Below are 24,705 nucleotides of genomic sequence, written 5' to 3' on the forward strand. Positions count from 1 at the left end.
CTTTCAAATTATTTTGACGATTATATGGAGTGAATATGCAATTTATCAATCTCAGAGTACAACGCGCACGGATTGAAGGCAAAATTAATGCTGCAATTGCGTGTGTAGTAGCTAGTGATAAGTATATTTTGGGAAAACAGGTAACAGAATTTGAGGAAAAGCTTGCGGACTATCTTGGTGTTAGGAATGTTATTGCATGTGCAAATGGGACAGATGCTTTGATGATGCCTCTTATGGCAAAGAATATTGGTCCAGGTGATGCTGTTTTTTGTCCTAGCTTTACATTTTGTGCGACGGCTGAGGTTATTGCTTTAGTAGGAGCGGAACCAGTTTTTGTAGATGTTATGCCTGATACATTTAACATGGATGTTAGTAAATTAAGCTCAGCTATTGAAATGATTAAACGAGAAGGGCGTTTTAAACCGAAGGCTGTCATTGCCGTTGATTTATTTGGACTTTCTGCAGACTATACTCAAATTTCTAAAGTAGCTGAAAAGGAAAATCTCTTTGTTATTGAAGATGCAGCTCAAGCGATAGGTGGTAAAGTTGGGAATATCATGTGTGGGGGATTTGGTGATGTTGCTGCAACCAGTTTTTATCCAGCAAAACCACTAGGTTGTTATGGTGATGGAGGAGCTATGATGACCAATGATGATGATCTTGCTAAGATTTTGCGTTCAATTTTGTTTCATGGTAAAGGAGAAACACAATACGATAATGTACGCATTGGTTTGAATTCACGTTTAGATACAATTCAGGCTGCGATCTTGCTAGAAAAGCTTGCTATTTTTGAAGATGAGATGGAAAGACGTACGGTAATTGCTCAACGTTATTTTCATGGTCTAAGAGATGTTGTGACTGTTCCACACATAGAGGCAGGTACCCGTTGTGCTTATGCACAATATACAATTAAGGCAGATCAGCGTGATGAGCTGCAATCTTACCTACGAAAAAATAATATTCCTACAATGATTTATTATAAAACTCCCTTGCATTTGCAGAAGGCTTATAAGGATTTTTCTTGGGTACATGCTTCACTTTCTATATCCGAATCTTTAGGGAACACCGTTCTTAGCTTACCTATGCATCCTTATTTATTGCAGAGTGATCAGGATATGATAATTCAGAAAATAAGGGATTTTTACAATTCTTAAAGAAGTTCCTCTGCAGAGAAGCTTCTTTTACAAGCTTCTTTTAACACATGAACAATCTTAGGGTATTTGTGTGTGGTTATTATGAGCTTTTAAACAAATTATAATCACTGTACGGGAAAGAATATCTAACAAAGATGATTTTGTTTTGGATAATTATAATTCTTTTGTACAAGACAATTTATTCAAAATCTTTTTTGTGTAGGAGCCATTTTTTTCGTATATGAGATGCAAGATCATCTTTACTCTTAGAGCTTTGAATAAGTAGATGCAAAGGTGAGTTGCAATCTTTTTGTAGGATTATTTGAGCAGCCAATGTTGCTGCAAGATCTTTAGTTTCTTCACGTAATTCATTGTAGAGTTGATTATTAGAGGTTGTATCTATATTCGTTTGGATTTCTTGTAGGCGTTGCTGATAGTGTGCTATTTTTTCGTGCATAGACTTCGTTTCCGTTACAAAGATATTATCTTCAAAAAGGCACACTTATACAATAGACTCTATTTTGGGAAAACAAATAAGACATTATATAACGTATCTTCGGTTATCTATATTACAAAGAATCTCTTTCTTATTTATTTGTAGTATACTGGATGCAAGAATCCACTGTACAGAGAAAAAATATTTCATTTAGTAGGAAGGCATGCAAGAACAAGCAGCCAAGGGGCCACAATTAAGAATGAAAAAGATTGATTAAACATTGATGTATCGTTTTTAGTAAGAATTTTTAGAATGGATTCCATGTTGGCATGGGTGTTAATTTTAAATAGCCCATATTTATGCCAATACGAGCTCCAATACCCGTACGTATTGGGATTAGGAGGATGTCGTTGTATTTTAAAACGTGGAAACCAACACCTGCAATTAAATAAGCTGAACCTGAGAGACCACCGTAGCGTCCCCACAAGTTTTTTATATCATCGAGATTATAGACCAAAATCATTAAGCGCGAACCTTGACCACCGAAGTCCCATCCTACAGATGGTCCTTGCCAAAATACTTTGCGCTTATCATAATTTTTAGAAAAAACGTATCCCTCACCATAAGTTAGTCCAGCGAAAAAAGCGCCAGAAGCTTCTTCTCCTAAAATATAAGCACTTGGAAGGCCATATTGTGAGAATATTTTTTCAACGACAGTTGCTATATTTCCAGTCATTTTGCCAAAAAAAACATGACCGGAAGTGATAATTTCATTCATCGAGTAATTTCGATCATCTTCTACTCCTTTATGTTGAGTATGTTGAGCGTTCGCAATACATAAAGTCGTTGACGAGTTTATAGTAACACAGAATATTAAAAGTACAATTTTGTACCAACGTGATAAAAAAGAGAGAGACATAGGATTTTTCTTTTGTTAATTGTGGGTGAAGTAGTGATTTTATCCAATTTTTGTAACCAAGTTATCAAAATCTTTAAATATTTTTAAAGTGGATTTCTAGCATAATTGTTAAATTTTTGTATATATATTTAGTATTAAGAGCTCTGTTTTAAAATGAATTTTGTTTTCAGAGTTGAGGAGTTTTGAGTTTATGATGTTAGCTGCTTCTTTGAAGTCTGTGGATTTTGCCAATCTGCTTTGTAGCCGTATTTGTCATGATTTAGTTTCGCCTATTAGTGCTATTCAGAACGCGATGGAGCTTTATGACGAGGGGGGAGTTAACGATGATGCTTTAGAATTAATACGATTTTCTGTAGCAAAGGCTTCTGCTCATTTACAATTTGCACGATTAGCTTTTGGTGCTGCAGGTTCTGTAGATTGCCAAATAGATACGAATTCTGTCCGGCATGTCGTTGAGCAATATATGGCTGAAGAGAAAGCTGTTTTGCGGTGGCAGGTTCCCTCTTTACTTCTACCAAAAGATGAAGTTAAACTTTTACTTAATTTATTATTGGTTGCAAATATGGTTATTCCCCGCGCTGGTGAGATAATTGTAACGGTAATACAAGATGCAGCCATACGCTCTCTTTTCTTTGAGATTCATGGGAAGATACTACGGGTTCCTTCCTATTTTGTTGATTTATATAGTGGCAGAGTTCCGAGAGAACCCGTTGATGCTCGTACGGTCCAATTTTACTACACAGTCCATCTGGCTGAGATATCAGCAATGAAGATAAGCACTTATGAATCAGGGGACCACATTATTTTGGAAAGTAGAAAAGAGTTGTAAAAATGAAACTCCTTTTGAACCACATAAACAAAACCCCGAACGAATGAAAGAAGACTCTTAAGCCTCTACTTTCGTTTACAAGTGATCTTCATTTTAAGCTGTTTTGCGTATATTTTCTGATACCGGATCACGCAACACGTAGCCACGTCCCCAAACTGTATCAATATAATTTACACCAGAAGAGATGGCATCTAGTTTTTTTCGCAATTTACAAATAAAAACATCAATAATCTTAAGTTCTGGTTCATCCATTCCACCATAGAGATGATTAAGGAACATCTCTTTTGTGAGAGTTGTCCCTTTACGAAGGGAAAGAAGTTCTAGCATTTGATACTCTTTACCAGTTAAATGAACAGGACGGCCTGCAATTTCAACTGTTTTAGCATCAAGATTTACAGTAAGATCGCCTGTAACAATCACTGATTGCGCGTGACCTTTAGAACGACGTACAACAGCATGAATACGCGCGATTAATTCATCTTTATGAAATGGCTTCGTCATGTAATCGTCAGCGCCAAACCCAAAACCACGTACCTTATCCTCAACACCTCCCATACCAGAAAGAATAAGAACAGGAGTTTTTATTTTAGCCAATCGTAGGTTTTTTAAGACATCATAACCTGACATATCAGGAAGATTTAGATCGAGAAGAATGATATCGTAATCATAAATCTTCCCTAAATCGACGCCCTCCTCACCTAAATCTGTAACGTAAACATTAAAGTTCCCTGATCTTAACATCAGCTCGATACTTTGGCTCGTCGTTTTATCATCTTCAATTAACAATACGCGCATCTCAATCCCTCATTTTGCCGTTCCCGAATCAAATTGCCGTTCCCGAATCAAATTGGGGAACTTAATTTACTAAACAAATGGTAAAACCATTTCACAAAGTAAAAATAAAATCAAACGGTTATCATTGAAGTGCCTGCAGATAGCCTATAACCACACACAATGAACCGTGACTGTCTCCCCCTACTATCACGGATAGTGGTTAACAAAAGGTTTTTATTTTGGGAAGAGGTTAACTAAATTATTTTGATGAGGAGCGATATTTTTCTGATTTTATGAGAAAATAAGTTGTGTATTTCGTTAATTTTTTGCTTTTATAACTTGGTACAGTAAAAACATGATAGAATTTTTTAAATTTGTTTACGGATATTTAAGTTCCTCTATCTTACAGATGTGAATAAATGGTTGGCACTTTGATTTTGCCATACTTTGTTTATATGAGCCTCAAAAAAGGCGTAAAATGGTTCTACTCCGCTTATGTAAGGTGAAGTAGGTGACTGCTGTGTTATGGGTATATATCCAGGATGTGTGCGGTGGTTGTGAATGTGAGTTTCTGTTGCGCGGTTAAGGAGTGATTAGTATGAAACCACGTGAAAGTGTAGTGCGGTTAAAAATGTTTCAGGTGCGTGAAAGACGTCGTGAGATTGCCCAGCTTGATATGGTGATTACAGAATTCGAGCGTATGATGTCAGAATTGGAAGCACAGATCGTTGATGAAGAGCGCCAGTCTGGAAATAGTGATGTTTGTCATTTTGCTTATTCAACTTTTGCTCACTCGGCTCGGAAAAGGTATGATAATCTTAAGAAATCGATCCGTGATTTGCAGCTTCAGAAGGAAAACGCTGAGGCTGTTTTGAAAGATATTGAAATGGAATTACAGCATGTGCAGGTTTCTGATCCACAGGAGGGGCAAGCTGCACTAGGTGGGGGCCGTGTTTCTGTTTAATTATGGTTTGGTAGTTCAGTTGCAAAATTTTAGATAGAGGAAGATCTCCTGCTTTGGGGATGGGCTGTGCTCAGTCTTAGTTGTGATGGCTTCAGATGTTTGAGTAAGCTGTTTGTGATAGTCAATTTCTATATTTTTGAATTCTAGTTGTACGTAACCCGGCGATACCATGTTCATCGATAGAGCTTTGCCACGAAAGGAATTCTTCAACGGTTAAACTGTAGCGCTGGCATGCCTCGTCAAGACTTAACAATCCACCCTTGACAGCCGCAACAACTTCAGCTTTGCGGCGTATAACCCAGCGTCTTGTTTTAGGTGAGGGCAAGTCGGTGATCGTGAGCGGACTTCCATCTGGTCCTACAACGTATTTTATTCGTGTTTTTACTAAGTCGTTCATTGTGCTTTCTACTTTGATATTTAGATTTCAAGTGCACCTATAAAGTATGAAATTTAAAAAAGAACTAAATTTATTGAAAAAAAAGGTTAATAATTTTTTTCAAATATGAGGGGAGGTGTTACAATATCTTTCGATGTGCTAGGTGATCTTTTAGACGATAACGTGTGAGAAGTATTCTTACTCTTCCAAAGTTGAATATCTTGAAGTGTAAGGAGAATGGAATAGTATAAAGTTACCGCAGGCGTAGCCATATGTGTAGGGGTAGTGACTGTGTTGTGCGGTTGAATTGATTAGTGATTTATGTCTGAATAGAGTGAGTATATGTCTTTGAATAGCCTTGATTTACCTGGATCACCCAAGGATTTTCGTGTTGTTGTTGCAATGTCTGGAGGAGTTGATTCATCGGTTGTTGCGGGTATTTTGAAGAAAGAGGGTTATGATGTAGTTGGTATTACGTTGCAACTCTATGATCATGGCGCTTCGGTGCATCATGTAGGGGCATGTTGTGCTGGACGGGACATTGAAGATGCACGTCGTGTAGCGGAGACCTTAGGAATCCCTCATTATGTTCTTGATTATGAAACTCGATTTCGTGAAGCTGTAATTAACCCTTTTGCAGAAAGTTATGTACGTGGAGAAACTCCTGTTCCTTGTATAGCGTGTAATCAGACCGTTAAATTCGCGGATTTGTTAGCAACTTCTCGTGAGTTAGGGGCAGATGCTTTGGCGACAGGTCACTATATTCGTAGTCGTGTTCATGGTATGCAGCGTGCGTTGTTTCGTTCTCTTGATGCACAACGCGATCAAAGCTATTTTCTTTTTGCTACGACACAGGAGCAGATTAATTATTTGCGTTTTCCGCTAGGTGATCTTCCTAAAGTGCGTGTGCGTGAAATAGCTGCAGAGATGGGCTTTTCTATTGCTGATAAACATGACAGTCAGGATATCTGTTTTGTTCCACAAGGAAAATATTCTGATATTATTACGAAGTTGCGTCCAGAAGCAGTTAAATCTGGTGATATTGTCCATGTTAATGGTAAAATTTTGGGAAGACATTCAGGAATTGTTAATTATACTGTTGGTCAACGTCGTGGAATTGGTGTTGCAACCGGTGAAGCGCTTTACGTTGTTTATCTTGATGTAGAAAATGCGCGTGTTATTGTTGGTCCCCGCGAAATGTTGCAAACGCGTAAGATTTTTTTGCGTGATGTCAATTGGCTAGGTGATGAGCCTCTCAATACTTTTTCTCCTGATGGAATTAATCTTGTTGCAAAAATTCGTTCGACACGTCCTCCATGCTCTGCTCGCTTGTACTACAAAGACGGAATTTTTTCTGTCGACTTACTGGAAGGTGAAAGCGGGGTTTCTCCTGGTCAGGCGTGTGTTTTTTATGACAATGACAGCAATGAAGCACGTGTTCTTGGAGGTGGGTTCATTACACATTCAGAGTATGCTTCCGATTCTGAAGAAATGTTAAAGCGAATCTTACATGTTTCATAGACGAGGAAAAAACTCCTTCATTGAGAGAATACTCTTCACACGAGTAGTGCGCCTATTGGGAATGTTTTTTTGTTTAATTAAGTTTGTCAAAATCAGCAAAATGTGCCAAGGCCAGGCTTGATGTTGTGGTGACGTCGAGGGTATCGAAATCGTAAGCTGTAGGGATACGCAAAGATTCCGATTTTTGTAAAATATGAGCTGAAAGATTATTGTCTTTTGCGCTAAAAATAAGAGCCATATGTTTCATTATCTTGGCTTCTTTGAGATAATATGGAGCAGAGGGAGAAAGCGTATAAAGATGAAAATTTGCATCGCTTAAAGTGTCAATGATGCTGTCAATACCATCACCTTGTGTGTAGGGTAATTTAAGAGTTTCGCCGGCAGAGCTCCTAATAGCTTTCCTATCAAGTGGATCAGATGAATCTTTATCAACAACAACGCCGTAACTCGCGAAAGCTGCGGCATTACGGAAAATTTCTCCGACAGCCTTATGACAAGAAATACCACACAAAACAGGAATCAAAACCTTTTCTGGGAGATCTTGTAAAAATTCTTGTAATGATGGCAGTGTTTTACGTTCACCAATACCGAGCATGCCATGATGGACATGAAATCCAGTAATATCATCCATAATTCTTTGTGGGACACAGTAAATAGGACATGTCGGTTTTGTCTCTTTTAAAATGGGCATAATCTCGAGGAGACGCGCTGCAACAATCAGCAATGACACAGTAGCAAAACTCTTCGAATGTAGCAAAGAGGATAGCACGACTTTACCTTCAGCAATAAACTGATGCTCTCGTCTAATGAGGTCATTCTCACGAATATTACGATAAGGCTCCAGACAAGGATTATCAGTATCGTGAACTGTGGTGATGTTAAAAGTCATGCTGAGATTCTAGCATTATTTTTTATAAATCACCAGATATTGAGTACTATATTTGTCATGTGAATAATAAAAATTATTTTTAAAATCTAAAGTAGAAAAAATATTGACAAAATACAACCTTTAGTTTACACAAGTTGCATCTAAACATGGTGCAATATAATGTTTCCGCGTTGGATACACGGTCTTAGGTCCCCGCTATTCCTAAGTCCGTATTTCCCTTTTCGTTAAGGGAGGAGAATCTGGGCCCCCAATTCCCAGATTCTTTTTTGCGCGTGCCGATGTGGTGCCTTTTTTTCGTGAGTACAATCTATAAATTTTCCAAGCAATAAGTTGAAAGTAGCGTATTGCAAAATGTAGTTTTTTTCATTTTTAAGCTGTATATGTAGAAGGCATCATTTTTTCGAGGTATTGAGGTATTATTGATGCAAAGCTTCTTCATGTTATTGGTATAGAGTTATAAAAAAGATAGAAAATGGTACAGAAGGCAGCTGATAATTAAGTCAGTGTATTTGGGCAATATAAAAAAATTTTGTATTTTTTATGAATGTGAGATTATAATTTTCTCAGTTATGTTATGGTGTTAATAGCAGGGTGGCTAACCTACTTTTTTGAAGTTATTAGGACATTGAGAGGAGTAGAAAGTACGTCTTTCCTTTGTCGTCGCTTGGGGCATGGTGATTGAATGTGTTTGCGGTTTATTTTCGAAGAATGATGTATAGCTATGCGTACAAAAATAAAGATACAAAAATTGACTCTGTGGTCCATTTTAGTGGCTTGCGTTGTTTGTGGATTAAAATATATAGCTTATCATATTACAGGTTCAGTCGCCCTTTATTCTGATGCGTTAGAATCAATTGTAAATGTAATTGCAGCATTTGTAGCGTGGTGGGCTGTAAAAATAAGTATGAAGCCAGCGGACCAAGAGCATCCTTTTGGACACCACAAGGCGGAATATTTTTCTGCTGTTTTTGAAGGTGTATTAGTTATCCTTGCGGCAATCATCATCCTAAGGGAAGCATGGCTCTCTTTCAAGACCGTTGAATTATTGCAAGAACCTGGAATATGGATGGTGATTAATATTGCTGCCAGTATTTTAAATTATTGTTGGAGTTTAGTTCTTATTCAACAGGGGAAAATTCATCATTCACCTGCGCTTCAGGCTGATGGAGCGCATTTGATGACAGATGTGGTGACTTCATTTGCTATTTTAGCAGGATTAGTTACAGCTTTTGTGAGTGGATGGACTATCCTAGATCCGATTTTGGCAATAATCGTTGCTGTTCATATTCTTTGGCAAGGATGGAAAGTAATTAACAATTCTATTCAAGGGTTAATGGATGCTGGAGTTAGTTTGAATGAGATAATGAGAATTTATGATCTTATTTTAGCCAATGCATGTACTGCGCTTGAAGTACATGATTTGCGTACACGTATTGCTGGGAGAGCTATATTTATAGAATTCCATTTAGTTGTGCCGGCCGTGATGCAAGTAGAGCAAGCACATCATGTTTGCAACAAAATTGAAAAAGCGCTTGAGGCAGAATTTGAGAATGCACATATTGTTGTTCATATAGAGCCTGAAAGTGAAGCTAAATTTTCCTCAGGTTCAACAGTTGTCCCATTCATATAACAGTTTAAAGAGGATAAAAACTACTCAAAGAATGCTCATTAAGGGTAGTAGTTATTATGGAGGTTAATTCATTATTCTATGAAGGAAGATGAATAGGATTTCCAGCATGTTTTTAAGTAATGTAGCAATTAAATATTAGTGATAGTAGGCTGTTATATCGTTTATGTGTGAAGATTGAGCACAACAAACCAACATGTAAGTGGGTTAGAAAAGGAGCATACATTCCTTGGGATTTATGACTTCACCGGAAAATGCTCTACGAGCTTTCATTATCATAAGATTTTTTACTGCTTTAGAGGTGTGTTATAGAGTCCCTTCATTATTTTCGTTTTATAGCTCCGCTATTTCTGTACATGCTATTGTGTTGTTGCTGTCAATGATACTGTGGCGTTGCAGTTGGCAATGCCATTGTTCCTGATAGCGTTCAATAGCAAACAAGTTGAAGTTAGCAGGTGGTTTTTCTCCTCCAAATGCCTGTGATGCAGAGGCAACACCGACAATGGGGATTTTTCTCATTTTTCCTTCCACTATTTTCAGTGTGGGAAGATGGGTGTGACCATGGAGAACAAGTTCACAGCCGCAGCTTTTGACGACATTCAAAAAACGCTCTATACCCCATAATTTTTTATGCCAAGAAGTCGCACAGTGATAGGGAGGGTGATGAATGATTACAACGCGAAAGAGATTACGTTTTGCAGCATAGTCTAAAAGGTAAGATAAGTTTCGTGCCTGCACTCTTCCAAAATAACCTGAGGCTTGGAAAGGTGGAGTAGCAATGGCTGAGGAAGCTCCTATGATAGCCACATTATCACGAACACGTATATAAGGAAAAATATTTTTCTGTGATATATCACTTTTAATCCAAGGTTGAAAAATGTTGCAAGCTTTCTTCAAAGCTCCACGAACATAAGCATCATGATTTCCGAAGGTCAAAGAAATGTCTTCAGGGGTTCCGTGCGTTAGTAACCAATTTCGTGCTCGTTCAAACTCTTCATTCAAAGAAAGGTTAACAAGGTCACCAGAAATTATTAGATGATTAGGATTTTTTTCGCTTATAGTATGCATTAAGGTTTCTAATGTACCTGTTACCATTTGATTTTTGCGTTTTTTGTTCCAGTTGAGATAGCCAGTAAGGCGTTTCCCAACAAGTTCACCAAAAGAGGGTTGCGGTAAAGGTGAGAGATGTACATCTGATATATGAGTAAGATAAAACATGGACTTAGCATAATGCTGAAAAGAATTTAGGCAATAAAAAAGTCAATATATCATTAAAGATAATTTTGTCATAAAACGGTAGAGGAGCTTTTAGACGTTTACGTTACTGAAAAAGAATGCTAGGGGCAAGGAGCCATAAAATGTGTAAAGAGATAAATAGCACTGGATTGAAATTTTTAAATCAGAATAATTCACTTTTTCATTTACATGTCAATTTTTTCTGAGTCATGTATCCATGATGAGTGAGACTTTGAATTCCCAACTTTTTATTTCTCCTGTTGAAAAAAGCAGTGATAAGGTAACTTATTGGTCCGAAGCGAATGAACATATTGTTCAAATTGAGCAAATAAACCGAGCTGTTTTTGGTCCTGGTCGTTTTGTTCGCGCAAGCTATTTATTACGGGAGAGTGGAGAGCATGACCGTCGTTTCTCTTTTGTTGCCTGTCTTGAAAATTATGTCATTGGTTCAGTGAGAATGACTTCTGTACAAATTGGGATTCAAAGTGCGTATTTATTAGGACCTCTTGTTGTTCGTCCCGGTTACGAAAATTCTGGTATTGGTAGTAGGTTAATGCAGACTGTTTTGCAAGCAGTGAAGGATTACAATATTGGTTTGATAATTTTAGTTGGAAATAAGGAATATTATGGTCGTTTTGGATTCAAGAATGTTAAGTATAAACAAATACACATGCCTGCACCAGTAGAGCCACAGAGACTATTGGCATTAGAGTTGCAAGAAGGTATATTAAAAGCGGTGCGAGGTAGGGTTCGTTATCGTTTATGTGATTAATGTACACTAACATTTACAGCACATGACAGTTGTTTAAAAAGATTTGCAAAATCTTCAGATTTTTTAGAGGTTTTCACGGTACCATGCACTGCCAAGCGAGAAGATACAAGCGAGAAGGGCTAGGATTCCAGAAAAGACTGGAAATTTAGCAATATCAATTAAGCGAGTCTCCGTAGACTCTTTTAAGATAATTGACTGAGAAGGAAAAGAGGAAGCTGCAGTTTGCTTCTGAATTACCTTGATAGGGGGGAGGTAAATACCATCTTTTTTTGAGTTGTGTAAGCGTGTTGTATGACCGCCGGTATATTGGCTGATAGGAGCTAATTTATTTTCTGTTGAAACCAAGTCAAGGGATTCGATATTGTCAAGCGCTCCTATGTAAGAAAAGACTGTTTGATCACCATTATGAATCGTAAAAATTCCCTTTTCATCAGTTTTTAAAATTCCTGTAAACACACCTTCTTGCTCTTTCACTAAGGTAATATTTTCTTTCTTACCAGAGGGAAAGATGACGTTAACAAGTTCTGGTTGGTCTCTGAGTGTCTGTCGGCGAATTGTTAAATGATGGTGATCACTTATAGCGCTTAATTTTTCTTCTTCCAGTTCAGGCTCTTTCATGAGCCAGTGGGTGATGCGGCGATAAAGAGCTGCATAAGGTCCTCCGCCATCAAAATTTCTAGCCCATAGCCAACTTTCGTCAGAGAGTAACATACCTACACGGCCTTCGTTGATACGGGAAAGAAGCAGAAGTGGTTGCTCATCAGCTCCTTTTAGAATAGCTAAGCCTTGGTATGTTTTTTTGATAGGGATTTGTCTGAACCATCTTCCCCATTGATGGGATGGGTGAGCAGGTGTTGCAAGGTTTCGTGTAACGGGGTGGCGTTCACCTTCTTTTGTTAATTTCGGGCGAAAAGGTTTTTCGATAATCGTTCCCTCAGACAGCGCTGGGAGAACGCTTATTAAAGGTGTTTTTTCCAGTGAATTGTCACGAACAAATTCGGGTCCTGTTACTATTAGTAATGCACCGCCTTTTTGAACATATTGGGTAATATGGTCATAATAAATAAGGGGCAGTGCACTGGAATGTTGGTAACCATCAAGAATAATAAGGTCAAAATTATTGATCTCTTCAACAAATAGTTTAGTCGTAGGAAAAACAATGAGTGATAACTGGTTTGCAGGCGTATTGTCAGCTTTTTCAGGAGGACGTAAGATAGTAAAATGAACGAGGTCAATGCTAGAATCGCTCTTCAAAAGGTCTCGCCATGTTCGTTCTCCGTTATAAGGTGCACCTGAAATAAGAAGGACTCTCAGGTTTTCTCTGATCCCTTCAATTACGGCAATGGTTTGATTGTTATTCAGGCTTAATTCGTCATCATATGCATCTGTTGAAACTTTAATGATATTTTTTTCTGTATGAGGAAGTGTAATCTCTGCCTGAAAAATGATACCAGGAGTTACAGAATAATGCCCAACTTCTTGGTTATTAACACTCACAGTAATGTTTGCCTGAGCTGGCATTGATTTTTTAGGTATTCCTTTATCTTCGACAAGAATAGAGAGAATTTGTGGCTTATTAATAAGGGAAAAGCGAGGGGGAGAAATCAACTTAATTTGGCGATCAAATTCGTTTTCTCTACCTGTTATGAGGGCGTTTATTGGTGCTTGATGGTTAAGCTGCGATAATTGAGGAATATCATGCACTTGTCCATCAGTGATCAAAATTGTTCCAGCATAGCGAGATGGTGAGATATCGAATACAGCTTGTGTTAGAGCGCTAAATAAGTTTGTAGATGGTGCATAATGGTTGTCAGTGGATTTTCCAGCTTCTATAAAGCGTGGCTCAAATTGTGGATAGTGAGCTAGTTCATTAATGAGTTTTGTAAGTGCGGTATCACTATCATCAGTACGTGTGCCAAGAGTTTGGCTTTCACTCCGGTCAATTACAATTCCTACGGTGCTTTTCATAGGTTCATGCTGTTCTCGTATGATAATAGGGTTAGATAAGGCAAGCATAAGAGATATAAGTGCTATGAGACGTGATATAGCCCCACGACGCCTTGTAATGAGACTTATGAGTACAAAAAAAACAGGTAAAATTCCTAAAAGGAGAATCCAAAAAATAGGTAAAAAAGGCTGAAAAGTAAGAGATGCTATCATTTTTTTTCCTTGTTAAAGCGCTCTAATAGTGCAGGAACATGGATCTGATCGGCCTTATAATTTCCTGTGAGTGTGTACATAACAATATTTAATCCCGCACGAAATGCCCATAATCGTTGCATATAGTCATTGGGAATAAGTGGATATTTCCACATTTCTTTTTCGTTTAACGCCCAAGCACCAGCGAAGTCGTTGGCAGTGATAAAGAGGGAGCTGACATTGTCACCTGTGGTGATGGAGTTTGAATTTTTTTTATTTATTGATGAAGATTCAACCCATAAAGGGGAATTGCGGTAACGTCCTGGAAAGTCAGGCATAATATAAAAAGAACGGGAGACAACGTGATCGATAGTTGCGGGTTCAATAGCTAGAATATTGAGTTTTCTCAATATGGTTCGCAATTTTTGTGTAGCTGGATTAGCTGTTTCTTCGAGGGTGAGGTTTGTGTTCATCTGATCGCGCGTATCAAATAAAACTGCCCCTCCATGTTTCATGAAGGCATTTATTTTTTCAAGATTTTTTTGCGTTGGTAAAGGGCTATCAGGATCAATAGGCCAATAAATTAAAGGATAAAAAGCGAGTTCATCTTTATCAAGATCAAGAGCTACTACGGGTCCGGGTGAAAGCATCGTATGCTCTGAGATGAATTGGCTCAGTGCTTTTAAGCCACTTCTGCTTGTTGCATCAATTTCATTGTTGTTAGTTATAACGTAGGCAAGGTGCGGTGTTCCAGCTGTTTGCACCGTAGCTGTATCGTATTTTCTGCAGTTTGCGCCTGGAGACTGGAATCGTATAGCGTCAAGATAATACAATTTCCTACCAGAAAAATAAAAAAATACTTTTATTTTTCGGTTAGAAAGAAGGAATTTTTCTCTCCATAAAACCAAAAAAATATCAAGAGTGAATAATAGCATTGCTAATCCTAAAATGGGACCAGTGAGATGGTATTCTTGTATATCGTCGTAGGATAGGCTTTTCTCAGAAGAAATTCGCTGGTGCTCTTGTTCAATAAGGTTAGACGAAGAATTGAGTACATTAAGTGCATAAAAGTTATTTTTAGAACCGTAGAGACCGGGTGGAGTACTGTAAGATGGAAAAGGTAATTTCTGTTTGTCAATAATAAGTGGGGCAATAAAAGAAGGAGGTATTTGTAATTGGCCATCAGCATTGAGTATTCGCCAGGGAGTCTGTGGTGTTTTTATTGTATGCAGTACAGGGCTATGATCATACGTATTTACTGTGATAAGTTTTTGCAACATTTGTGCAAAAAATCCAGAAAGTGGAAGATTTGACCACGTTGAATCGGGTGAAACATGAATAAAGACAAGTGTTCCTTTACCTCGTTGTGTCGCTGTAACAAGGGGGGATCCGTCGGCAAGATTGAGCCATGTTTTTTCAAAAAGGTTTGAATTCGGTTCTGCTAAAATCTGGCGAAAAATCATTATGTCTTCTGGAAAAGGAAGATCAGAAAAAACACTATTTTTTGTAAAAGGTGCCAATTTTTGAGGTTGAGTCCATGACATGGTGCCTCCAAGCCGGCGCTCACCAGGGCGTAGTGGTACAGGAAGTAAGCTATCGTAGTATTCTGTTGAAGCAATTTTTTCTCCTGCAAAACGAATGAGAGTTCCTCCTTCATTAATGAAATCAGAAAGTTTTTTTTCTGCTTCTGCTGATAGATTGACAATGTCACCCATGATTAAGACAGATGGGTTTTGTTTAAGTAAGTAATCAATATTAACAGAAAGTTCACCCCTTCCTGTTGTTATGAGTTCTGTATGGCCTTGCAAGGCTTTAATAACGTAATAAAGCGGGGAGAGCAGAGGTTGCGTCATTTCGTTAACGCTTGGTGATAAAATAGCAACACGATTTATTTTTTTATAGCTATCAACTAAAAAAGTCGCTGCTGCATGAGTATGGTTATTAATTTTAATCCATGCAATTTCATTACGTAATTCTAGTGGTAAATTAAAGGGAAGGAGAATTTCTTTTTCTCCTTCATGGAATTGTGCTGTAGAATGTGACAGAAGCTGGTTTTTTAAATTATATAGGTTTAGAGTGACAGCAATTTTGCCATGGGGGACAGCACGAATGACACGTGCTGTTATTTTTCCATCATTATGATTGATCTCTTTTATACCGATTAAGTCAGAAATATTGGTTGAGTACCATAAAAGTGTTTTAGGGTTTAATTTTTCAATAAGATCAAATGCTTGTGTGTCTTCATCTGTTTGTAAGCCATCGCTTAGATAAGCAACATCAATAGGTTTGTTGTGAACCTTTTTTATCAATTGCTTTAACGCGTCTACACGATTAGTAGGTAGGGGGTGAGGGTATAAATGTAGGAGGTTCTTTTTTACGACTTCTGCGGGCAAAGGATCAATTTCTTCCGAGGTATTTCCGGCTGTTGCAATCAAATAGACGCTTTTTTGAAGTTTTGCAGCTTGATTGAGAAGAGATTCAGCAACTGTTATACGTTTTTTCCATTCTTTGGCAGAAGCCCAGCCGTTATCAATGATGAGTGCAAGTGGTTGAGATCCGGAAAGAAGAGTTTGATTTTGATACCAAGAAGGACGTGCGAGGGCGATGATGATAAGTGTTGCGATGGTTAGGCGTAAAAATAATAACCACAATGGTATACGATCAGCTTTTGCGTTTTGGTCCATTTGTTTTACTAAGAGTCGTAAAGGGGGAAAAATTTCCTTACGGACATTAGAAGGCGTTGTCCGCAGAATCCACCAAATGAATGGTAGGGCTAAAAATCCTAATAAAACTAAGGGAGCTGCAAAATTCACTGTACTTTCCTTGTGTGAGGAGAAGGGATGCTCACTTGATATGCGAGTTGTCTAATGGTTTCTGTTAAAGGCTGATCAGTTTTACTTACCTGGTAAGTCCATCCTTGACGTGAACAGAAATGCATAAGTTTTTGTCGTCGTTCTTGGTAAAGTTTGCAATAAGATTTGCTAAGATTTTCTGCTTTTCCGAAGATAGTTTTTTCTTTTGTTTCAGGGTCAATAAATTCTGTGCGTCCTGTGAAGGGGAAATATTCTTCTGCTGGATCAGAAGTTTCAATTAAATAGGCATTGACTTTTTTCATGGTTAAAAGTTTTAGATTTTCGATAATCGTCTCAATAGGATCAAGAAAGTCACTAATTATTATGATTTGTGAAGAATTTGTGATAGCTGAAAAATTTGGAAGCGGGCTTTCACCTTTATAATGAATGAGGGCCAAGGCCATGTGTTCGGCAATATTAGATATCATTGTAGGAGGCATCAAGTCAGGAATAGCAACATGTTCACCACTTCGTGTCAGCAATGTTGCCAATGCAAGAGAAAGAATGAGGGCATGATTACCTTTGGAAATTTTAGAGAAACGTGAGCAATAATGCATGGACGCACTTTGGTCAGGCCAAATCCAAATGGTCTGTGCTGTTTCCCATTCATATTCACGTAAATAGATGTGTTTATCACGTGCTGAGCGGCGCCAATCGATGCGTGTAATAGGTTCTCCTTCAACATATGGACGAAATTGCCAGAAATTCTCTCCGCTACCACATTTACGTCGACCGTGCCATCCGGCCATCAACGTACTAGCAATAAGGCGCGCTTGTAGAAGGCAAAGAGACATATTGGCTATATCTTTGTTTAGCCTTACTACCAGCGATTCCGCAGATTCCTTAGTAACTTTTTTGCCAATAGACATTCAGAGAGCATCTTTCACGAGAGTGGCAATGATATTTTTTGTAGTGATATTTTCAGTACGTGCAGCAAAATTAAGAGCTATACGGTGTTGTAGGACAGGATAGGCTAGTGCTTCGATATCATCAAGAGAGGGCGATAAACGTCCATGATAAAGTGCACGAGCACGGGCACAAAGTGAGAGTGCTTGTGATGCTCGAGGGCCAGGTCCCCAGGTAATATAAGCGTGAGCCGTGGAATTTTCTTTACAAGGACGTGCTGAACGCACCAGCTTCAAAATAGCTTCAACGATATTTTGAGAAATAGGTATTTTTCGGACAATTTTCTGAATTTTTAGCAATTTTTTAGGCGACAGAACCGGCTTTATACTTTGGCTTTTATCTCCGGTTGTTTCTAAAATAATACGCCGTTCCGTTGCAAGATCAGGATAATCAATGTCGATTTGCATTAAAAAACGGTCTAGTTGTGCTTCAGGAAGTTGATAAGTTCCTTCTTGTTCAAGAGGATTTTGGGTTGCAAGTACATGAAAAGGTTGCGGCAGACTATAATCAATTCCAGCAACGGTAACATGATATTCTTGCATAGCTTGTAGAAGAGCTGATTGTGTGCGGGGGGAAGCACGGTTGATTTCATCGGCCATGAGCAATTGAGTAAAAATGGGGCCTTGAATATAGCGGAAAGAGCGTTTTCCATTTTCGTCTAAATCCATAATTTCAGAACCAATGATGTCGGATGGCATTAAATCTGGTGTAAATTGGATACGTTTTCCGTGGAGGCCGAGTGCAGTTCCTAATGTTTCAACAAGACGTGTTTTAGCAAGTCCTGGGGCTCCAATAAGAAGGGCATGTCCGCCAGCTAAAATGGCAGTTAAAGTGCACTCAATTACATAATTTTGGCCAAAAATAACCTTACCAATAACCTGTCGAAGATTGTCTAATTCTTCATGTGCTTTATCAATGTCGTGAATAACTAGCTCTGCATCGTTACTTATATTTTCTTCTTTAATGGAATTGGATAGTGTACTTCTGTGGCTCATATTTCTTCCTTAAGACATCCGTGGAAAAATGATAATAATTTGTGTGGTCACAAAATATTTGACAATTTGTACCAGAAAATGAAGAGAAAAGAAGTGTGATGGGGCATTTTTTTGGTACTCGTACACAGGTAAGGAAGCACTTTTATTGAGAAGATTTTATGACATGGTAGAAGTGTAGTGCAATTGTAGTGTTGTGATGTCGTCTCCTAAGACACATTATGGTAAGTCGTTTAAAAGGTTAGATAATTGAGTGCGGAACAAAATTTTAGGCAAGTTGACTGGTTACAGCATAAAAATCTTCAGACGCTTCTTCATTTTTTATCGTTGGGTAATGAAGAGGCCCGTATTGTCGGTGGTGCAGTCCGCAATCAACTCTTAGGGCAGCCCATTACTGATATTGATATTGCGACAACATGTCTGCCTCAACAGGTTATAGAACGCGTAAGAAAAAGTGGGTTTAAAGCTATTCCTACTGGTATTGATTTTGGAACAGTGACGGTAGTTATTGAGTCAAACTCCTACGAGGTTACAACGCTTCGTTGTGATACTGAAACAGATGGTCGTCATGCAAAAGTTTCTTTTAGTCGTGATTGGAAAAAGGATGCTGAACGACGAGATTTTACGATAAATGCACTCTATTGTGATGCTTTTGGCAAACTTTATGATGATGTTGGAGGTTTAAAGGATATTGCAAGCAAGACAGTACGTTTCATAGGTGCAGCAGAGAATCGTATTCGTGAAGATTATTTGCGAATTTTGCGATTTTTTCGTTTTTTTGCTTGGTATGGGGCAGGACGACCCGATGCACAAGGTTTGAAAGCGTGTGCTTCTTTAAAAGAAGGTTTGCAACAACTTTCATCAGAACGTATTTGGGGAGAGATAAAAAAACTTCTGTCTGCACCAGATCCAATACGGGCACTTTTGTGGATGCGTCAAAGTGGTATTTTAACGCTAATTTTACCTGAAACAGAGAAGTGGGGTATTGATGCAATTCATTCACTCATAACAACAGAGCGTTCTTTTGGTTGGATAACAGATCCATTATTACGGTTACAGAGTCTTATTCCACCTGATCCTATGCGTCTTCATGAGATGGCTCATCGTTTGCACTTATCCAATAAAGAAGTGATACGTTTGAAAAAGTGGGCCACGTTGGAAAAAATTGGTTTAGATTGTTCAGAAAATTCTTTGAAAAGAATGATTTATGTTCATGGTCAACAACCAGTTTTAGATCAATTATCTCTAGATTTAGCTGCTATATACAGTGGTTTTTTAAAACAGGATGAGCTTTTCAAAAAAGAAGAGTATTTAAAGAATCTTTATCAATTGGCTCAAAATTGGAAAATTCCGGTTTTTCCTATTAAGGGTAGTGATTTGATAAAAAAAGGTTTTTTTGAAGGGCGTCTTTTAGGACAAAAGCTCAAGGAATTAGAAACAATGTGGATTGAGAGTGGGTTTTTAATGGATCGTGATGCATTGCTCAAAACGCTTGAAATACAAGGGTGATCCTTAAGTCTTTGATGATATATGTATTAGTTGTTGAAGAATTTGTAATATAGGTAGGGAATATCATTATTTTTTACTAAAAATTTGGGATAAAATTGTAATTATAGTTTAGAATTGCAATTTAATGAGAGTGGCGTTGAATTTTCACGTAACATCATAAAAATGATAATATGAAGAATAGTCCATCATGCTATGATTAATTACAAGAGATGACAATCAGTCTAGTAGAAAAATTATAGTTTTTTAACAGTAAGATGCTTAATCACATAATTAAGAAATGATTTTAGAGTAGCTATTCGAACGTCAATTATGGAAAAAACTAAGAAATTCAATAAAGAAATGTATCTATTTTCTCATAAAATTTTTTCTACGGTATTGTAATGACCAATTTGACGTAGAGCTTCACCTGTTGATATGGCCACACTCATTGCAAGATTTAAAGAGCGTGCATGTTGCCGCATAGGGATTTTTAATATGTAATCAACAGATTCAGAAACATAAGCTGGAACTCCTGCTGATTCACGACCAAAGAGCAAAACATCATTTTTTTGATAAATTATGTCCGTGTAGTGCGTCGTTGCATGTGTGCTAAAAAGCAAGAGACGATGGTTAGAGTTTTTCATAGCTGTTATAAAATCTTGCCAATCAGTATGGCGTTGTAAGGAGGCACGTTCAAGATAATCCATGCCAGCTCTTTTTAGGTTGCGATCTGATAGATCAAAACCTGCAGGTTCGATAATATGGACATGCACACCGAAGCATGCTCCAAGCCGCAAAATCGTTCCTGTGTTTCCAGCAATGTCTGGTTGAAAAAGAGCGATTTGTAGCATCATACTTCACTCGTTGTGTTGCATCTTTTGTTTATTTGCGAAAAAACTCCATACCCAAACCTAAAACAAAGTAAAGAAGATTGGTTAATATCGTCTCATTGCTAAGGAGACTAGCATTTTCTTTAAATTTTTAAAGGGGCTATGAAATTAAAAATTAGGTATTATGCTTAAACAGTATGATGTCGCCATCTTGTACGACATACTCTTTCCCTTCGTCACGAGCTTTGCCCGCTTCTTTTGCTCCGTTTTCCCCTCCCAAAGCCACATAATCTTCATAACTAATTGTCTGAGCGCGAATAAATCCACGCTCAAAATCTGAGTGAATGACTCTTGCAGCTTGGGGTGCTTTGGTTCCACGAACAATAGTCCACGCTCGTGTTTCCTTTGGTCCACACGTAAAATAAGTTATCAAGTCAAGCAAACTATAGCCAGTGCGAATAAGCTTATTCAAACCTGGTTCAGATAATTTTATCGCGCTCAAATATTCCATTGCCTCATCATCAGGAAGCTGAGAAATTTCAGATTCAATGGCAGCAGAAATGATGATGCTATGTGCATTTTGTTCTGTTGCCATTTTTTCAACAGCTTTAGTTGCAGCATTACCTTCAGCTGCGTCATCTTCATTTACGTTGCAGATATAAAGCACAGGTTTTGCAGTTAAAAGATTTAGATTATTAAGGATGCGTCGTTCGTCGGCAGTAAGATTTTTAAGCAATAATCGGACGGGATTTCCTTTTTGCAATAATTCTAGTGCTGTTTCCATAACAGGCAATACTATAAGAGCTTCCTTGTCTTTTATTGCAGCGCTTTTTCGGATTTGTATGATTCGTCGTTCGAGGCTTTCAAGATCTGAGAGCATGAGTTCTGTTTCAACAATTGTTGCGTCAAAAACAGGATCAATTCTTCCCTCTACATGAGTAATATTTTCATCATTGAAGCACCGAAGTACGTGAATAATAGCATCAACTTCACGAATATTAGCCAAAAACTTATTGCCCAGGCCTTCACCCTTTGAAGCACCACGAACGAGTCCTGCAATGTCAACAAAACTGATGCGTGTAGGAATGATCTCTTTTGAGCCAGCAATGGAAGCAATGATTTTCATCCGTGAATCTGGAACAGCAACTTCACCGGTATTTGGCTCAATTGTGCAAAACGGATAATTGGCAGCTTGCGCTGCGGCTGTTTTTGTTAATGCATTAAAAAGAGTTGATTTGCCAACATTAGGCAGTCCGACAATGCCGCATTTAAAACCCATAGGCGCTCTCTATATTGGTTTTTTTATTCATTAACATAATGTTTCTTTTCTATAACATGTTCTAAAAGGAGTTCTACCCTTTAATTCGTGTCTATTATGTAAAAAATATGTTAAATAGTCTATTGGGTATTCAGTTATTAGTTGTTTAATAACCCTTTTGTTGTTTGTGCTAATAGAAGGGTACTAAATGCCACACTTGTTTTTATTTAGAACTGTAATGATTAATAATCATGACAATAGGAAATGATTAAGGAAATATGTAATTGTTGTCTCGTCGCACTTTTTTGATTGCAGCTCCGTTAACGTTGGTTGGTTGTTTCGTTCGTCGACCAGAGAGGTTGCCTGTTTCTTCCCAACAATTTTGGAGTATTCCAGAGGAAGTGCAGGCCTTGTACGGGCCTGTAACTGATGAACCTTATTTTTTGCCTGCAATTGATCTTTCAACCATTGAGCCAAAGTTTTGGCGTCAGCAGGTAGATTATGATGCAGCTTATCCGCCTGGTACACTGGTTATAGATACTCAGGCATGTTTTCTTTTTCTTGTTGGTGAAAATGGTAAAGCCATGCGTTATGGTATTGGTGTTGGTAGAGAAGGTTTAGCTTTTCAAGGCACTGGAGTTATACAATATAAGCGGCGATGGCCGTCTTGGGCTCCAACTGCAGCAATGATGGATCGTGAACCAGAACGTTATGGACATTTAGGGAAAGGTATGCCACAAGGACCAGATAATCCACTTGGTGCGAGAGCCTTATATCTTTTTAAAGATGGGCGGGATACATTGTTCCGTATTCATGGTTCGCATGAATCATGGTCAATTGGTCGAGCTATGTCGAGTGGATGTATTCGTTTATTAAATCAGGATATCATTGATCTTTATGATCGTGTTCCTGAAGGTTCGCATGTAGTGGTTCTGGAGAATGATAAGAGTTCTTTAAGGGACTACTCGGTTGGGCTTTTTTAATCTTATTGAAATTCACGAATTTTAGAAAGGCGTTTTAGCCAGCTTAATATTTTTCTGTTTTTATTAGTGTATTTCAGCTTTTTTAGCTAATAATTAGGATTTATCTAACAGCAAGGGACATATATTTTATGAACTAAAATTTTACAGTACTCTGCTTTTAAAGCAGATCATGCTTTGTTGTTTTTTCTCATTGCTAATACAATTTCATTCATAAAGCGACTATCATTTCCCTTTATGAGGAAGGTGATGCTGTTTGCGATTGCATCAAGCAGGGGCGATAGCCATTCTTGATCAGATTGCATAAAGTTTCCTAGAACATGCTGTTGGACTAATTCTTTAGCGTTTGGACGTCCAATTCCCAAACGCACATGCTGGTAATTGTTACCGCAATGGTTGTCTATTGACTTTATACCATTATGTCCATTACCTCCCCCACCGATTTTTGTGCGGATTGTTCCAGGTTGTAGATCTAACTCATCATAAAAAACAATTAAGTGATTGATACTGAGCTTGTAGAATCTTAAAGCTTCTCCGACGGATTGACCAGATGAATTCATAAATGTTTGAGGTTTTATTAGAAGAGTTTTTTCATCATCTATGAAGCCATTAGATATCTCAGCTTGAAATTTCTTTGACCATGGTGGGAAGGAAAAGGATTTCTGAAGAGCATCAACAGCCATAAAACCAATATTATGGCGGTTATTTTTGTAGTGTAAACCAGGATTACCAAGACCGGCAACGATTAACATATGCGCTTTCATTTAAGAATAGTGAATGATACATTGAAAACAAAGGCGAGAATGACTTCTCGCCTGCAAAAAGGCTATTATTTTTTTGTATTTTCGCTATTTTCTTCTTCTGAAGCAGCGCTTGCACTTGTTGGTGCCGTAATTGTTGCGATGGTAAAATCCCTATCCTGAATGACGGGGGTGATCCCCGCAGGCAATTTTACTGCTGAAATATGAATAGAGTCACCGATAGAATAGTCAAAAAGATCTATATCAATCGATTCAGGTATGGCGTTTGCCGAAACAGTGCATTCAATTTCATGACGAATAACATTTAAAATACCACCACGCTTAAGGTCCGGAGCTGTATCTTCATTTAGGAAACGCACAGGAATATTGACATGCACAATTGATTTTGCTGAAACACGCAGAAAGTCAACATGTATAGGAAAGTCTCTCACCGGATCAAGTTGGTAATCTTTAGGCAGAACTTGGATCCGTTGTTTGTCAATTTCAATAGTAGCGACAGTGGTGCGAAACGCACCCGCATGAATTTTTTGAAAGATCTCTTTATAAGAGATCGAAATTGGTAAGGGAGGCTGTTTGTCACCATAGATGACAGCCGGAATAAGACCACTGCGACGAAGTTCACGAGAGGACCCCTTACCAACCCGTTTGCGCATCTCGGCCTTAATAATATAGCTTTTGCTCATAATTTAAGTCCTTATTGTGTAATTGGAGATTCATTAAAAAAACCACAAGGGTCATTCCATGAACATGAAGACACTTACTGTGAGACAGTGGCTGCTTCATCCTGCGTTGCCTCCAAGGGTGTCTACGCAGAGGTCTATCCTATAATTCAAACTCTCCAGAGATGCAAGAGGCGCAGAAAAATCTCATTTTTATCGATGATCAGGAAGGATTATAGCGAGTATGGAGCAAACTTGCCATGTGGTAATTAGGCAGTGAAAATATAGGGGAAAGAGTGCATAGGAGGTATTCAAAACACGAAACGAGAAAAGGAGATCGAATGATACCGGTAAGCATCAATAC

General features: G+C 38.1%; 22 protein-coding genes. 8 read left to right on the forward strand and 14 right to left on the reverse strand.

Going from position 1 to position 24,705, the window contains the following annotated elements:
* The first annotated feature begins 35 nt into the window (after positions 1-35).
* Positions 36-1,154 (forward strand): DegT/DnrJ/EryC1/StrS family aminotransferase, encoded by a 1,119-nt coding sequence (locus PU02_RS03475; protein WP_053944083.1) that lies wholly within the window; start codon positions 36-38, stop codon positions 1,152-1,154.
* 178 nt (positions 1,155-1,332) lie between these two features.
* Here PU02_RS03475 and PU02_RS03480 read toward each other — a convergent pair whose 3' ends face one another.
* A complete protein-coding gene (locus PU02_RS03480; RefSeq protein WP_053944652.1) occupies positions 1,333-1,590 on the reverse strand; it encodes a hypothetical protein in 258 nt (85 codons plus the stop codon).
* Between the two features lie 286 nt (positions 1,591-1,876).
* Complete coding sequence (locus PU02_RS03485) at positions 1,877-2,488, reverse strand: DUF1134 domain-containing protein (protein ID WP_053944084.1); 612 nt, start codon at positions 2,486-2,488, stop codon at positions 1,877-1,879.
* 190 nt (positions 2,489-2,678) lie between these two features.
* Between PU02_RS03485 and chpT the strand changes: the two genes are divergently transcribed.
* Entirely contained in the window at positions 2,679-3,317 is a 639-nt protein-coding gene (gene chpT / locus PU02_RS03490) for a histidine phosphotransferase ChpT (RefSeq protein ID WP_053944085.1), read from the forward strand.
* Between the two features lie 93 nt (positions 3,318-3,410).
* Here chpT and ctrA read toward each other — a convergent pair whose 3' ends face one another.
* Positions 3,411-4,112: a response regulator transcription factor CtrA gene (gene ctrA / locus PU02_RS03495; protein ID WP_053944086.1), complete on the reverse strand. Its 702-nt coding sequence runs from the start codon at positions 4,110-4,112 to the stop codon at positions 3,411-3,413.
* A gap of 577 nt (positions 4,113-4,689) precedes the next feature.
* Between ctrA and PU02_RS03500 the strand changes: the two genes are divergently transcribed.
* Positions 4,690-5,055: a hypothetical protein gene (locus PU02_RS03500; RefSeq protein WP_053944087.1), complete on the forward strand. Its 366-nt coding sequence runs from the start codon at positions 4,690-4,692 to the stop codon at positions 5,053-5,055.
* Between the two features lie 121 nt (positions 5,056-5,176).
* Here PU02_RS03500 and sciP read toward each other — a convergent pair whose 3' ends face one another.
* Complete coding sequence (gene sciP / locus PU02_RS03505) at positions 5,177-5,452, reverse strand: CtrA inhibitor SciP (RefSeq protein ID WP_053944088.1); 276 nt, start codon at positions 5,450-5,452, stop codon at positions 5,177-5,179.
* Between the two features lie 321 nt (positions 5,453-5,773).
* On the opposite strand from sciP, the gene mnmA reads away from it, so the two are divergent.
* Positions 5,774-6,952: a tRNA 2-thiouridine(34) synthase MnmA gene (gene mnmA, locus PU02_RS03510; protein WP_053944089.1), complete on the forward strand. Its 1,179-nt coding sequence runs from the start codon at positions 5,774-5,776 to the stop codon at positions 6,950-6,952.
* A gap of 73 nt (positions 6,953-7,025) precedes the next feature.
* Here the strand turns inward: mnmA and PU02_RS03515 are convergent, their stop codons facing one another.
* Positions 7,026-7,841, reverse strand: a complete 816-nt coding sequence (locus PU02_RS03515) for a TrmH family RNA methyltransferase (RefSeq protein ID WP_053944090.1) — start codon at positions 7,839-7,841, stop codon at positions 7,026-7,028.
* 721 nt (positions 7,842-8,562) lie between these two features.
* Between PU02_RS03515 and PU02_RS03520 the strand changes: the two genes are divergently transcribed.
* Positions 8,563-9,471, forward strand: coding sequence for a cation diffusion facilitator family transporter (locus PU02_RS03520; protein ID WP_053944091.1), 909 nt, complete (start codon positions 8,563-8,565; stop codon positions 9,469-9,471).
* Between the two features lie 330 nt (positions 9,472-9,801).
* Here the strand turns inward: PU02_RS03520 and PU02_RS03525 are convergent, their stop codons facing one another.
* The gene (locus PU02_RS03525) at positions 9,802-10,686 is read right to left on the reverse strand and encodes a metallophosphoesterase family protein (RefSeq protein ID WP_053944092.1); all 885 of its coding nucleotides are present in this window, start codon (positions 10,684-10,686) and stop codon (positions 9,802-9,804) included.
* A gap of 250 nt (positions 10,687-10,936) precedes the next feature.
* On the opposite strand from PU02_RS03525, the gene PU02_RS03530 reads away from it, so the two are divergent.
* Entirely contained in the window at positions 10,937-11,476 is a 540-nt protein-coding gene (locus tag PU02_RS03530; RefSeq protein WP_236824000.1) for a GNAT family N-acetyltransferase, read from the forward strand.
* Positions 11,477-11,539: 63 nt separating this feature from the next.
* Here PU02_RS03530 and PU02_RS03535 read toward each other — a convergent pair whose 3' ends face one another.
* Genes PU02_RS03535 through PU02_RS03550 form a run of 4 tightly spaced genes read right to left on the reverse strand, consistent with a single transcriptional unit; the run spans position 11,540 to position 18,368 of the window.
* Positions 11,540-13,636: a hypothetical protein gene (locus PU02_RS03535; protein WP_053944094.1), complete on the reverse strand. Its 2,097-nt coding sequence runs from the start codon at positions 13,634-13,636 to the stop codon at positions 11,540-11,542.
* Complete coding sequence (locus tag PU02_RS03540) at positions 13,633-16,428, reverse strand: DUF4159 domain-containing protein (protein WP_053944095.1); 2,796 nt, start codon at positions 16,426-16,428, stop codon at positions 13,633-13,635. Before PU02_RS03540 ends, PU02_RS03535 begins: the two co-directional genes overlap by 4 nt.
* Positions 16,425-17,336 carry a DUF58 domain-containing protein gene (locus tag PU02_RS03545; RefSeq protein WP_053944096.1) on the reverse strand — a complete coding sequence of 304 codons (912 nt, stop codon included), beginning with the start codon at positions 17,334-17,336 and terminating at the stop codon, positions 16,425-16,427. Before PU02_RS03545 ends, PU02_RS03540 begins: the two co-directional genes overlap by 4 nt.
* Complete coding sequence (locus tag PU02_RS03550; RefSeq protein WP_053944097.1) at positions 17,337-18,368, reverse strand: AAA family ATPase; 1,032 nt, start codon at positions 18,366-18,368, stop codon at positions 17,337-17,339.
* Between the two features lie 246 nt (positions 18,369-18,614).
* On the opposite strand from PU02_RS03550, the gene PU02_RS03555 reads away from it, so the two are divergent.
* Positions 18,615-19,874 (forward strand): CCA tRNA nucleotidyltransferase, encoded by a 1,260-nt coding sequence (locus tag PU02_RS03555; RefSeq protein WP_053944098.1) that lies wholly within the window; start codon positions 18,615-18,617, stop codon positions 19,872-19,874.
* 353 nt (positions 19,875-20,227) lie between these two features.
* Here the strand turns inward: PU02_RS03555 and PU02_RS03560 are convergent, their stop codons facing one another.
* Together PU02_RS03560 and ychF are read right to left on the reverse strand one after the other, a co-directional pair.
* Positions 20,228-20,707, reverse strand: a complete 480-nt coding sequence (locus tag PU02_RS03560; protein ID WP_053944099.1) for a tRNA (cytidine(34)-2'-O)-methyltransferase — start codon at positions 20,705-20,707, stop codon at positions 20,228-20,230.
* Positions 20,708-20,858: 151 nt separating this feature from the next.
* Positions 20,859-21,962: a redox-regulated ATPase YchF gene (gene ychF, locus PU02_RS03565; RefSeq protein ID WP_053944100.1), complete on the reverse strand. Its 1,104-nt coding sequence runs from the start codon at positions 21,960-21,962 to the stop codon at positions 20,859-20,861.
* Between the two features lie 263 nt (positions 21,963-22,225).
* Between ychF and PU02_RS03570 the strand changes: the two genes are divergently transcribed.
* A complete protein-coding gene (locus PU02_RS03570) occupies positions 22,226-22,924 on the forward strand; it encodes a L,D-transpeptidase (protein ID WP_053944101.1) in 699 nt (232 codons plus the stop codon).
* A gap of 167 nt (positions 22,925-23,091) precedes the next feature.
* On the opposite strand, the gene pth is transcribed toward PU02_RS03570, so the two are convergent.
* Together pth and PU02_RS03580 are read right to left on the reverse strand one after the other, a co-directional pair.
* Positions 23,092-23,673 carry an aminoacyl-tRNA hydrolase gene (gene pth / locus PU02_RS03575; RefSeq protein ID WP_053944102.1) on the reverse strand — a complete coding sequence of 194 codons (582 nt, stop codon included), beginning with the start codon at positions 23,671-23,673 and terminating at the stop codon, positions 23,092-23,094.
* A 77-nt stretch (positions 23,674-23,750) separates the two neighbouring features.
* Positions 23,751-24,365: a 50S ribosomal protein L25/general stress protein Ctc gene (locus PU02_RS03580; protein WP_053944103.1), complete on the reverse strand. Its 615-nt coding sequence runs from the start codon at positions 24,363-24,365 to the stop codon at positions 23,751-23,753.
* Between the last annotated feature and the right edge of the window lie 340 nt (positions 24,366-24,705).

Origin of the sequence: Bartonella ancashensis, assembly GCF_001281405.1 — a bacterium.
Taxonomy (GTDB): Bacteria; Pseudomonadota; Alphaproteobacteria; order Rhizobiales; family Rhizobiaceae; genus Bartonella; species Bartonella ancashensis.

What these genes read in the sequence shown, in the direction of transcription:
- PU02_RS03475 (WP_053944083.1), top strand. Translation starts at nt 36, where the DNA reads ATGCAATTTATCAATCTCAGAGTACAACGCGCACGGATTGAAGGCAAA.
- PU02_RS03480 (WP_053944652.1), bottom strand. Translation starts at nt 1,590, where the DNA reads ATGCACGAAAAAATAGCACACTATCAGCAACGCCTACAAGAAATCCAA.
- PU02_RS03485 (WP_053944084.1), bottom strand. Translation starts at nt 2,488, where the DNA reads ATGTCTCTCTCTTTTTTATCACGTTGGTACAAAATTGTACTTTTAATA.
- chpT (WP_053944085.1), top strand. Translation starts at nt 2,679, where the DNA reads ATGATGTTAGCTGCTTCTTTGAAGTCTGTGGATTTTGCCAATCTGCTT.
- ctrA (WP_053944086.1), bottom strand. Translation starts at nt 4,112, where the DNA reads ATGCGCGTATTGTTAATTGAAGATGATAAAACGACGAGCCAAAGTATC.
- PU02_RS03500 (WP_053944087.1), top strand. Translation starts at nt 4,690, where the DNA reads ATGAAACCACGTGAAAGTGTAGTGCGGTTAAAAATGTTTCAGGTGCGT.
- sciP (WP_053944088.1), bottom strand. Translation starts at nt 5,452, where the DNA reads ATGAACGACTTAGTAAAAACACGAATAAAATACGTTGTAGGACCAGAT.
- mnmA (WP_053944089.1), top strand. Translation starts at nt 5,774, where the DNA reads ATGTCTTTGAATAGCCTTGATTTACCTGGATCACCCAAGGATTTTCGT.
- PU02_RS03515 (WP_053944090.1), bottom strand. Translation starts at nt 7,841, where the DNA reads ATGACTTTTAACATCACCACAGTTCACGATACTGATAATCCTTGTCTG.
- PU02_RS03520 (WP_053944091.1), top strand. Translation starts at nt 8,563, where the DNA reads ATGCGTACAAAAATAAAGATACAAAAATTGACTCTGTGGTCCATTTTA.
- PU02_RS03525 (WP_053944092.1), bottom strand. Translation starts at nt 10,686, where the DNA reads ATGTTTTATCTTACTCATATATCAGATGTACATCTCTCACCTTTACCG.
- PU02_RS03535 (WP_053944094.1), bottom strand. Translation starts at nt 13,636, where the DNA reads ATGATAGCATCTCTTACTTTTCAGCCTTTTTTACCTATTTTTTGGATT.
- PU02_RS03545 (WP_053944096.1), bottom strand. Translation starts at nt 17,336, where the DNA reads ATGTCTATTGGCAAAAAAGTTACTAAGGAATCTGCGGAATCGCTGGTA.
- PU02_RS03550 (WP_053944097.1), bottom strand. Translation starts at nt 18,368, where the DNA reads ATGAGCCACAGAAGTACACTATCCAATTCCATTAAAGAAGAAAATATA.
- PU02_RS03560 (WP_053944099.1), bottom strand. Translation starts at nt 20,707, where the DNA reads ATGATGCTACAAATCGCTCTTTTTCAACCAGACATTGCTGGAAACACA.
- ychF (WP_053944100.1), bottom strand. Translation starts at nt 21,962, where the DNA reads ATGGGTTTTAAATGCGGCATTGTCGGACTGCCTAATGTTGGCAAATCA.
- pth (WP_053944102.1), bottom strand. Translation starts at nt 23,673, where the DNA reads ATGTTAATCGTTGCCGGTCTTGGTAATCCTGGTTTACACTACAAAAAT.
- PU02_RS03580 (WP_053944103.1), bottom strand. Translation starts at nt 24,365, where the DNA reads ATGAGCAAAAGCTATATTATTAAGGCCGAGATGCGCAAACGGGTTGGT.